We start from the raw sequence: 10,530 nt of genomic DNA, 5'->3' as shown, positions 1-10,530 counted from the left end.
ATGAACTGCTTTTTTCCTAGGTTGCTTCGGTCCTGGCGATGAAGTCAAAGAGCGACTTCACCGCCAGGACCAAAAGCCTTGTCGGGGCTAACCAAGGCGCTTGCGCTATTCTTGTTGATATTGTCTAAGTGGAAAGATAAGATTATTTTGTTGAGATGGTCAAAGAAGCAAAAGAAAAACATCTTGTATATTTTGGTTGCAATCAGTGGATAATTATAGTAGATTATAAAATAAAATCCTTTATATGTTCAAAGCAATGAGAGGAAATAGTAACAGGTATTTGTTCTAAAGAGAGCCGGTGGCGGGTGTGAACCGGTGAATGAAGCTTGTGAATCCATCCTCGAGTAATGTACGGAACACTCCAATAAGGGGTCAGTAAGTACTTTCGGGTAAAAACCGTTAATTTTTTCAAGGTGGGCAGACTTTTATTGCCAACCAGGGTGGTAACGCGGGTAACTCTCGTCCCTGTTTTTAGGGGCGGGAGTTTTTTATTTTGGCTGTGTTAAAGGGCATTGTTAATTTTTTAGCAATGTTGATTGGAGTGGAAGGCTTGAGACTCCTGCTGGAGTACGGAGCAGGGGAGACCCCGCAGGTGCTTAAGCGCTGAGAAGGCTCCCCAGACCACCCTAAGGTACGCGAAGCGCCTGAAGCGTAAATCAACAGACAAGTTTATACACAGCCTTATTTTTGAAAGGAGTGGAAGGATATGTTGGATATCAAAGTATTAAGAGCTAATTTTGCTGAAGTAAAAGAAAAACTTCAGCATCGCGGGGAAGATTTAACAGACCTTGGCAAGTTTGAAGAACTTGACCTAAACAGACGAGAATTAATTGTTGAGTCTGAACAATTGAAAAGCAAACGGAATGAGGTTTCTCAGCAGGTAGCCGTTTTAAAACGTGAAAAAAAAGATGCTGACCATTTAATCAAAGAAATGCGTGAAGTTGGCGACAGCATTAAAACATTGGATGATGAACTCCGCGGTGTTGAAGAAAAATTAGAAATGTTGCTATTAAGCATTCCAAATATTCCCCATGAAAGCGTACCGGTTGGAGAAACAGAAGACGATAATGTAGAAATTAGAAAATGGGGCAGTGCACATGACTTTGCATTTGAACCAAAGCCGCACTGGGATCTTGCGGACCAGCTGGGGATTCTTGACTTTGAACGTGCGGGCAAAGTTACAGGCAGCCGTTTTGTATTTTATAAAGGCCTTGGCGCCCGTTTAGAGCGTGCACTTATGAACTTCATGCTTGACCTTCATGTTGATGAACATGGTTATAAGGAAATCCTCCCGCCATATATGGTAAATCGCACAAGCATGACGGGGACAGGTCAGCTTCCGAAGTTTGCAGAGGATGCCTTTTTGATTGAAAGTGAAGATTATTTCTTGATTCCGACTGCAGAAGTCCCTGTCACCAATCTTCACCGGGATGAAATCTTAAGTGATGAGAATCTTCCAATCCGTTATGCAGCTTATAGTGCCTGCTTCCGCTCTGAAGCTGGTTCTGCAGGGCGTGATACACGCGGACTTATCCGTCAGCATCAATTCAATAAGGTTGAATTAGTAAAATTCGTTAAACCGGAAGATTCTTATGAGGAGCTTGAAAAATTGACGAATGATGCAGAAAAAGTTCTTCAATTGCTTGAGCTTCCTTATCGGGTTCTAAGCATGTGTACAGGTGACCTTGGCTTTACGGCTGCGAAAAAGTATGATATCGAGGTTTGGATACCTAGCTATGGAACGTACCGTGAAATTTCTTCTTGCAGTAATTTTGAAGCATTCCAGGCAAGACGGGCCAATATTCGTTTCCGCCGCGAGCCGAAAGCGAAGCCTGAACATATTCATACATTGAATGGTTCAGGACTTGCGATTGGCAGAACCGTGGCAGCCATCTTGGAAAATTATCAGCAGGAAGATGGCAGTGTGGTGATCCCTAAGGTCCTGCAGCCATATATGGGCGGCAGCAGTGTGATAAAGCCAGAATAAGCTGTTTTTTCGGGCGGTGCTTTTTCCGTCCGAAAAACCTTTTATTTTAGTTTGACACTTTGAAAGATATATGATAAATTAGTGACTGTTGTTACGGAGGAATACCCAAGTCCGGCTGAAGGGATCGGTCTTGAAAACCGACAGGCGGGTTAAACCACGCGGGGGTTCGAATCCCTCTTCCTCCGCCATAACTTTACCTAATATATCGCGCATAAAACTGGAGATAAAAAAATCGTTACAATTCATTGTAGCGATTTTTTTTTACTTATTTTTAGCTATTTTTACTGTCTTAACCACGCATAGTGCCGTAATTAATATAAAAGAGAAAGCACATATAGGTTACCCAATATGTGCTTTTTCTTTATTTAAGATTTCATTCAGTTTTTCTGCGACATCATGGCAAACCTTCTTGGCGTCTGCTTCGTTTTTTACAACATCTGTAGTGTCCATATCAATAATAAGGACTTCACTTGCATCATACTGATTCAATACCCAATCATCATAGCCCTTCCAAACCTCAAAATAGTATTCCTTTAACTCAGGATTAATTTCAAAACTGCGGCCGCGCGCCATGATGCGGTCAATCACGGTATCAAAAGATCCTTTTAAATAAACCATTAAGTCTGGAGCCTTTTTTGGAAGCTCCTTTAACTCTTCCATCATGTTTTCAACAAGCTCTTCATAAATTTTAAATTCCAGGTCCGAGATTCTGCCAAGGTTCTTATTTACATAGGCAAAATACCAATCTTCATAAATGGAACGATCCTGAATCGTATAGATTGGCTCTCGCCAGTTTATACATTCCTTTACTGTTTTAAAGCGTTTGTTTAAGAAAAACAATTGTAAAAGGAAAGGAATTCTTTTGGCATCCAATTCTTCTGGAGTCAATTCATAATATAGCGGAAGGATGGGATTATCATCCACCGCTTCATAAAATACCTTACTGTCAATTCCTTTATTTTTAAAGTGGGCACTTAAGGTATCAGCAACACTTGTTTTTCCCAGTCCAATCATACCGCCTATAACGATACTCACAAACATCCCCCTGTTCCTAAAGTGTGTTAGTCCAGCTGTTTTGTTTTAATGCATCCGATAGTTTCTCAATAATATGCTGTAAGTCCGCTTCATTTTTCACAAAATCTAACTCATCGCCATTAAAGCGAAGAACAGGTATTTCCGGATGTTCTTGTTCAAAGCGCGATAGGGCATTTTCATAATCAATGGATAACTGTTCTAAATACAGCGGACTAATATTTTTCTCGACTTCTCTTCCTCTAAGCTTGATCCGCTTTAATAATGTATCAAGACTTGCATTCAAATAAATTATGACATTCGGTTTAGGCATATCCGAAGTTAAAATTTGATATATTTTGTAGTATTTATCATACTCTTGTTTACTTAAAGTCCGTTGCGCAAAAATCAAGTTTTTAAAAATATGATAGTCGGCTACGACGGCTTGATTTTTGCTTAAATAATGGGTATTGATATCCCCTAATTGTTTAAACCGATTGCAGAGGAAAAACATTTCCGTCTGGAAACTCCACTCCTCTATATTTTCATAAAATTTACCCAAAAATGGATTTTCATCAACAATCTCTTTTAATAAGGCAAAATGAAAATGTTCTGAAATGGCTTTTGCAAGAGATGTTTTCCCCACACCAATCGGCCCTTCAACGGTAATAAAGGGTGTTTCCCCCATTGTATATCCTCCTTCTCCATTGTCTGCTCTTTCTATGTTTAACCAGTTCATTTTTACTATTTTTATAAAAGCGACACAAAGAATATTTTATCATAATCTTTAGCAGGAAGGGATGTGGAATATTTTCGGGGGTTCGGTTTTTGTCGAATAAAAGAAAAAACTGCCGAGTTACGGCAGTTTAAGTTCGTTTTGTCACATTGAAATTGTCCATAATTAACAGCCAGTTTTGAGGGAAGGATAACCCCAGTTTCCAATAGCTCATTCCTCGCAAATTTAATTCTTTAATTAAGTCAAACTTTGCTTGTATGGAGCGGGCATCTTCAAACCAGACTTCGTGCTGTTTGCCATTTGTGGTATATCTAAAAAACGGTGCCTGTGCCTTTGAATCATATTCAATCGGCACATGATGTTCAGCTGCAAGCTGAATGGCCTGTTGCGGGCTTACCGCTTTTGCAACAGTGCCTTCAACAAATGGCAGTGTCCAGTCATAACCATATAGGTTTTGCCCCATAAGGATCTTATTTGAAGGCATTTCACTGATTGCATATTCTAATACTCGTCTTACCGGCCCAATGGGGGAAACCGCCATGGCAGGGCCGCCACTATAGCCCCATTCATAGGTCATGATCACGACAAAATCAGAAATTTGTCCATGGGCCTTATAATCATGCCCTTCATACCATTTTCCTTTTTGTGTTGCGCTTGTCTTTGGGGCAAGTGCAGTGGACATTAACCAGCCTTCGTTTTTAAATCGGGCCTTTGCCTTCCGTAAGAACGTATTATAGGCCTCGCGGTCGGCAGGACGTAAATATTCAAAGTCAAAATGAATATCTCTAAAGCCATACTTCTTTGCGGTTGCGACAATATTATTTAAAAATTTATCTTGTATCGTCATATCCGTAAGTAAAATCCGTCCTAACTCATCACTAAATTGATCATTCTCCTGGTTGTTAATCACCATCATCAGGACCACATTGTGGGATTTTGCAATAGCAGGAAAATTGTTTAACAAGGGCTCTTTTAATGTTCCATCCCGGTGAACCTGGAAGCTAAAAGGAGCCAAATAGGTCAAGTATGGTGCGGCTTCACGGGAACTGCTTTCAAGGACGGGGGCAACCGTTGTCCCACGTGGTTCGACATAGGCATTAAACTCAGCTTGCCTTTTTTTAGCTTGGGGGATATAGAGCCTTACACCTACAGAGAGTGGATTTGTTGCAGTAATACGATTAATGGTGGCAAGCTGTTGATAAGGTACTCCCACTTTTTGGGCAATACTATAAAGGGTTTCACCTTGTTTGACTGTATAGAAGCTGCCGATGATCGGAATGACAATTGCTTGACCAATGACAAGATTATTTGGATTTGGCAATTCATTTGCATCTACGATATCTTGAACGGTTGTACGATAAGCCCGGGCAATTGTTGTTAAGGATTCATTTCTTTGAACCACATGTATTTGCATGCTTTTCCCTCCCAACGTACATACGCTACAACTATCATATGAGGGGTTAGGAGGTTACATGATATAATTCTTATCGGTGGTGGGATGAATAGTTGCTTTTAATACCTTTTGCATCATCGTTAAGGCATATTGATTATCCGAGTCATCTGCAGAGGCAATGCAGTTCTCCGGCGCATACAGTTGAAATTCACGCATATAGGCATCATTTGCGGTGAATAAAACACAAATATTTCCGGCAATTCCGGTGAGAACCAGTGTATTCACCTTTAATTGATGAAGCAGTGTATTTAAACCAGTGCCGAAAAAGGCAGAGTGTTTCGGTTTTATTAAAAAATAATCATCTTCTTCCGGGAGCAATTTTTCATATACAGGCTGACTATATTGATTCCTGCAGAGTTCAATAATTTTGGTGTATTCAGCCTGCCATAAATTATAATGATCATTTATAAAAATGACCGGCAGCTTTTTTTCGTTAAAGCTTTTCTTTAATTTGTTAATAGGATGGGCAATTTGCAAGGCCTTTTTTGCTAAAATGGGCCCATGGGTAAAATCAAATTTATTAATCATATCGATAATGATTAGTGCAGGATGGATTTCCTTCATTGTTTATCTCCTCCCATTTGATAGTTTGGAGAGAGCGAATCAATCTTATCCTTGAAAGGAACAAATATGACTGTGGATGTTAATCAAGATGAATATTATATGAGAGAAGCCATTAAGGAAGCAAAAAAAGCTGAGGTATTAAACGAAGTACCGATTGGAGCCATCATTGTTTTAGAGGGAAAAATTATTTCCCGGGCCCATAATTTACGAGAAAATCAGCAATCTGCTATTGCACATGCAGAACTGCTTGCGATTGACCAGGCCTGCCGGAAAACAGGTTCATGGCGGCTTGAGGATGCAACGCTTTACGTAACGTTAGAACCGTGCCCAATGTGCTCCGGTGCTGTTATTTTATCGCGGATTAAAAGAGTGGTATATGGAGCGCCTGACCCAAAGGGAGGTTGTGCCGGTACCTTTATGAATCTCCTCCAGGATGGAAGATTTAATCATCAAAGTGTGGTTACAAAAGGAGTTTTGGAAGTGGAATGCGGACAGTTATTATCGTCATTTTTCCGGGCTATTCGGGAAAGGAAAAAAGAGGAAAGGCGTAAAGCCAAGCAACTGCAGTTAGATTCACTTACAAAAATTGACATCGAATAAGCGTTGCATTTTCTCGAGAATGTTAGTATACTAAAAAAGCGTCAGATACGACGCACTCAAATTGGTTTCAACTTTGCCGTGCTAGGCGGGGAGGTAGCGGTGCCCTGTACTCGCAATCCGCTCTAGCGAGGCTGAATCCCTTCCTGAGGCTCGTGACCTGTAGGGTCTGCCTTAAGTAAGTGGTGTTGACGCCCGGGTCCTGCGCAATGGGAATCCATGAACCATGTCAGGTCCGGAAGGAAGCAGCATTAAGTGGACGCTCTCATGTGCCGCAGGGTTGCCTGGGTCGAGCTAACTGCTTAAGTAACGCTTATGGGCGCCAGTCGAAGGAAGGTGCACGGCAGTTTCTACATATTCCTTTAAAAATTACTCATCTCAGAATTTATGGGATGAGTTTTTTTGTCATATAAGAATTTATAAATTGCTTTGAGAATGGTCCAGCTCCAGGCGCCATCGGCTATAGGTCACAAGCCGATAAACGGGCGCCTTTCGCTTTTCTTATATATTCTAATATTTTCACTTCTTAAATAGATACGTTATAATGAAAAAAGCAGAAGCCTAGACTATAGTTAATGAAAATGAGAAGGGGGCGATGTCCATTGGCTTATCAGGCTTTATATCGTGTTTGGCGGCCTCAAACTTTTATTGATGTCGTAGGACAGGAGCATGTGACCAAGACATTGCAAAACGCCCTGCTTCATGAGAAAACTTCGCATGCCTATTTATTTTCCGGCCCAAGAGGAACAGGGAAAACGAGTGCAGCTAAAATTTTGGCAAAAGCAGTAAACTGCGAGCGTGCGCCTGTTGCAGAGCCGTGCAATGAATGCGCCGCCTGCCGGGGAATTACCGACGGAACCATTTCTGATGTTTTGGAATTTGACGCGGCTTCAAACTCACGTGTAGAAGAAATGAGAGATGTACTCGATAAAGTGAAATTTGCGCCAACTGCCGTCAAGTATAAGGTCTATATCATTGATGAAGTGCATATGCTTTCCATTAGCGCCTTCAATGCCTTATTAAAGACATTAGAAGAACCACCGAAGCATGTAATTTTTATCCTGGCTACAACAGAGCCTCATAAAATTCCACTAACCATTATTTCAAGATGTCAACGATTTGATTTTAGACGAATTACAGCCGGGGCAATTGTGAACCGCATGAAATTAATTGTCGACGAAACAGGCGTGGATTGTGAGGAACAAGCATTGCAGATGATTGCCAGGGCGGCAGAAGGCGGTATGCGTGATGCATTAAGCTTACTGGACCAGGCGATATCGTTTAGTCAAGACCGAGTAACGGTAGAGGATGCGCTAACGGTAACAGGGTCTGTATCCCAAGGATTTTTATACAAGCTGGCTCACGCCTTTCAAGAAAAGGATGTAGCAAGTGGATTAGAAGCATTAGATGAACTTTTATTTCATGGGAAGGATCCGGCTCGATTCATTGAGGATTTAATCTTATTTTACCGTGATTTACTTCTTTATAAGACAGCTCCCAATCTGGAGGAAAACTTAGAAAGAGTGACACTAGACAGTGAATTTCAACAAATGGCTGAAACGATACCAACTGAACAAATTTATTTGATGATTGATCAGTTAAATAAAACACAGCAGGAAATGCGTTGGACCAATCATCCAAGAATTTTCCTCGAGGTAGCCATCGTCAAAATGTGTCAAATTGAAACGAAACATTCTGAACAGGCAGCTCCTGGGCAAATCTCTCAGCTTTTTGCAAAAATAGATCAGCTTGAAGAGGATTTGCGGCAATTAAAGGCGAATGGAATATCAGCCGCATCCGATGCTCCGGCACCGGTGCAAAAAACAGCCCATCGAACATCGAGAAAAGGATTCCAGCCGGCTGTTGGGAAAATAAATGAAATTTTAAAGCTTGCAACAAAAAATGATGTCAATCAAATAAAAAGTAATTGGGCTGAAATGCGGTCACGGCTAATGAAATCTCACGCAGCCTTATTAAATGAGGCTGAGCCCGTAGCTGCATCGTCCACTGCTTTTATTTTGAAATTTAAACATGAAATCCACTGCCAAATGGCAATGGATAACAGTCGTTTTATTGAGACTGTGACGGCTGCACTTCAGGAATTAACCGGCCGAAAGTTTGACATTTTAGGTATCCCTGAAGAGCAATGGTTAACACTTAGAGAAAGTTTTCTAAGTAACCAGCACCCTGAAGGGGACGGTGGTGAGAATTCCCATGTGGAAGAGGAACCACATATATCTGAGGCAAAAAAATTATTTGGTGAAGAATTTGTAGAGATAATTGATTAAAAATTTTTGGAGGTAGATGTAAATGATGCGTGGCGGAATGGGAAATATGCAAAATATGATGAAGCAAATGCAAAAAATGCAAAAGCAAATGGCTGAGGCTCAAGAGGAATTAGGTAAAAAACAAATTGAGGGGACTGCAGGCGGAGGCATGGTTACTGTTATCGTCTCTGGTCATAAGGAAGTTCTAGAAGTAAAAATCAACCCTGAAGCAGTTGATCCGGACGATGTTGAAATGCTTCAAGATTTAGTGCTTGCAGCTACGAATGATGCTCTTAAGAAGGCTGAAGAACTAACAAACAGTACAATGGGACAATTTACCAAAGGAATGAATCTTCCTTTTTAATTTCCAGCTTCAGCGCCTTTAGTGGTGCATACGCATTTCTAAGGAGAGGAATAATAGAAAATGCATTATCCAGAACCAATCTCAAAGCTGATTGACAGCTTTATGAAATTGCCAGGTATCGGTCCGAAAACGGCCGCTCGTCTGGCCTTTTTTGTCTTAAGTATGAAAGAAGATACTGTTTTAGATTTTGCCAAGGCGCTTGTAAATGCCAAACGTAATTTAACGTATTGTTCTGTATGCGGTCATATCACTGATCAAGATCCCTGCTATATTTGTGAAGACCAGCGGAGGGATAAAAGTATTATCTGTGTTGTTCAAGACCCTAAAGATGTTATTGCAATGGAAAAAATGAAGGAATTTAATGGATTGTATCATGTTCTTCATGGAGCCATTTCCCCTATGGATGGTATAGGTCCTGAGGATATCAATATCCCTGATTTATTAAAAAGGCTTCAGGATGAGACCGTACAGGAAGTCATTTTAGCAACAAATCCAAATATTGAAGGGGAAGCTACAGCCATGTACATTTCCCGGTTATTAAAGCCATCAGGGATTAAGACAACAAGAATTGCTCATGGTCTGCCGGTTGGCGGAGACCTTGAGTACGCGGATGAAGTTACCCTATCAAAAGCCTTAGAGGGTCGAAGAGAATTATAATATACCGGGGGAATCATGCATGTTTTTTCGACGAAAAGGATGGATTCGAAAAGAATTTGATGAAAAGCTCTTAGCCCAATTAAGTAAGTTTAAGGAAAATTCACAGCAGCAAAAGATCCTTTTAGAGAAATGCTTCGACCCATCGGAAGAAGTAATCTGTCAAACAAAGATTGCGGAAGCGAAATATTTCTTCCTAATAAGAGAAGCCAAACAGCGAAATGTATCTTTAAAAAGATGAAGGAAAAGAGGTCCCTCTCTTAGGTCTTTTTTCGATAACTTGTACATAGTTATTAGTAAAAGAAATCTTAGAGGGGGATCTTTTTTTTGGAACCAATTATTGTAATCTCCATTTTAGGAGGACTCATTGTCTTACTATTATTTTCGGGTGCTCCGTTTAAACCAGCCCGTTTTATTGGTCAAGGTGCTATTAAATTAGTAATTGGAGCATTGTTTCTATTTTTCTTAAATGTGGCGGGTAACCGTTTCGGAATACATGTCCCGATTAATTTTGCCACATCAGCTGTTTCCGGCTTTCTTGGAATCCCGGGAATGGTAGCTTTAGTGGCCATACAAAAATGGGTCCTCTAATAATAAAAAGCCGTTCTGATTTGACGGCTTTTTTGCTTTTAAAAAAATTATAAAAAACTATTGACCAATTAAACTTATTCCTGTAATATATTAAAAGTCGTCAGCGATTGACGAATGGAAACAAAAAAAGTTATTGACTTAAATAACTTTTAATGTTATATTAATAAAGTCGCTTTTAAGCGATTGAGAGAAATTGATCTTTGAAAACTAAACAAACAAAAACGTCAACAAACAATAATAATCGTATTTCTTCTATTATATAGAGGATACGAGCCAACGTAAAATTCGAGCTACATCAACTTTCTT

At 40.3% G+C, this 10,530-nt stretch carries 11 protein-coding genes, 1 tRNA gene, 1 other RNA gene and 1 other annotated feature; of the genes, 9 read left to right on the top strand and 4 right to left on the bottom strand.

Translation table 11 applies throughout. The annotated features are described in order from the left end of the window. Positions 1–247 precede the first annotated feature (247 nt). Positions 248–470 (top strand) — a binding site (T-box leader). Positions 471–706: 236 nt separating this feature from the next. Then, the gene (gene serS, locus BIV60_RS24820) at positions 707–1,987 is read left to right on the top strand and encodes a serine--tRNA ligase (protein ID WP_071358379.1); all 1,281 of its coding nucleotides are present in this window, start codon (positions 707–709) and stop codon (positions 1,985–1,987) included. A gap of 95 nt (positions 1,988–2,082) precedes the next feature. Then, a tRNA-Ser gene (locus tag BIV60_RS24815) sits at positions 2,083–2,175 on the top strand. A 151-nt stretch (positions 2,176–2,326) separates the two neighbouring features. Here BIV60_RS24815 and BIV60_RS24810 read toward each other — a convergent pair. The 4 genes from BIV60_RS24810 to BIV60_RS24795 form a co-directional block, all read right to left on the bottom strand. Further along, positions 2,327–3,028: a deoxynucleoside kinase gene (locus tag BIV60_RS24810; RefSeq protein WP_218145956.1), complete on the bottom strand. Its 702-nt coding sequence runs from the start codon at positions 3,026–3,028 to the stop codon at positions 2,327–2,329. 10 nt (positions 3,029–3,038) lie between these two features. Beyond that, positions 3,039–3,686, bottom strand: coding sequence for a deoxynucleoside kinase (locus BIV60_RS24805; protein WP_071358377.1), 648 nt, complete (start codon positions 3,684–3,686; stop codon positions 3,039–3,041). A 178-nt stretch (positions 3,687–3,864) separates the two neighbouring features. Beyond that, the gene (locus BIV60_RS24800; RefSeq protein WP_071358376.1) at positions 3,865–5,148 is read right to left on the bottom strand and encodes a glycosyl hydrolase family 18 protein; all 1,284 of its coding nucleotides are present in this window, start codon (positions 5,146–5,148) and stop codon (positions 3,865–3,867) included. A gap of 54 nt (positions 5,149–5,202) precedes the next feature. Further along, the gene (locus BIV60_RS24795) at positions 5,203–5,751 is read right to left on the bottom strand and encodes a cysteine hydrolase family protein (protein ID WP_071358375.1); all 549 of its coding nucleotides are present in this window, start codon (positions 5,749–5,751) and stop codon (positions 5,203–5,205) included. Positions 5,752–5,817: 66 nt separating this feature from the next. Between BIV60_RS24795 and tadA the strand changes: the two genes are divergently transcribed. The 7 genes from tadA (at position 5,818) to BIV60_RS24760 (ending at position 10,224) form a co-directional block, all read left to right on the top strand. Beyond that, on the top strand, positions 5,818–6,351 hold the full coding sequence (gene tadA, locus BIV60_RS24790) for a tRNA adenosine(34) deaminase TadA (RefSeq protein WP_071358374.1): 534 nt from the start codon (positions 5,818–5,820) through the stop codon (positions 6,349–6,351). A gap of 76 nt (positions 6,352–6,427) precedes the next feature. Further along, positions 6,428–6,692: signal recognition particle sRNA large type (ffs, locus tag BIV60_RS24785), an RNA gene on the top strand. Between the two features lie 258 nt (positions 6,693–6,950). Continuing rightward, positions 6,951–8,636: a DNA polymerase III subunit gamma/tau gene (gene dnaX, locus BIV60_RS24780; protein ID WP_071358373.1), complete on the top strand. Its 1,686-nt coding sequence runs from the start codon at positions 6,951–6,953 to the stop codon at positions 8,634–8,636. A gap of 25 nt (positions 8,637–8,661) precedes the next feature. Next, positions 8,662–8,979: a YbaB/EbfC family nucleoid-associated protein gene (locus BIV60_RS24775; protein ID WP_071358380.1), complete on the top strand. Its 318-nt coding sequence runs from the start codon at positions 8,662–8,664 to the stop codon at positions 8,977–8,979. Between the two features lie 60 nt (positions 8,980–9,039). Continuing rightward, entirely contained in the window at positions 9,040–9,636 is a 597-nt protein-coding gene (recR, locus tag BIV60_RS24770) for a recombination mediator RecR (protein ID WP_071358372.1), read from the top strand. A 19-nt stretch (positions 9,637–9,655) separates the two neighbouring features. Then, positions 9,656–9,874, top strand: coding sequence for a YaaL family protein (locus BIV60_RS24765; RefSeq protein ID WP_071358371.1), 219 nt, complete (start codon positions 9,656–9,658; stop codon positions 9,872–9,874). Positions 9,875–9,960: 86 nt separating this feature from the next. After that, positions 9,961–10,224 carry a pro-sigmaK processing inhibitor BofA family protein gene (locus tag BIV60_RS24760; protein ID WP_071358370.1) on the top strand — a complete coding sequence of 88 codons (264 nt, stop codon included), beginning with the start codon at positions 9,961–9,963 and terminating at the stop codon, positions 10,222–10,224. The last annotated feature ends 306 nt before the right edge of the window (positions 10,225–10,530 follow it).

It is taken from the genome of Bacillus sp. MUM 116, from assembly GCF_001866655.1.
Taxonomy (GTDB): domain Bacteria; phylum Bacillota; class Bacilli; order Bacillales; family Cytobacillaceae; genus Neobacillus.
This window is presented reverse-complemented; position numbering and strand designations above follow the sequence as displayed.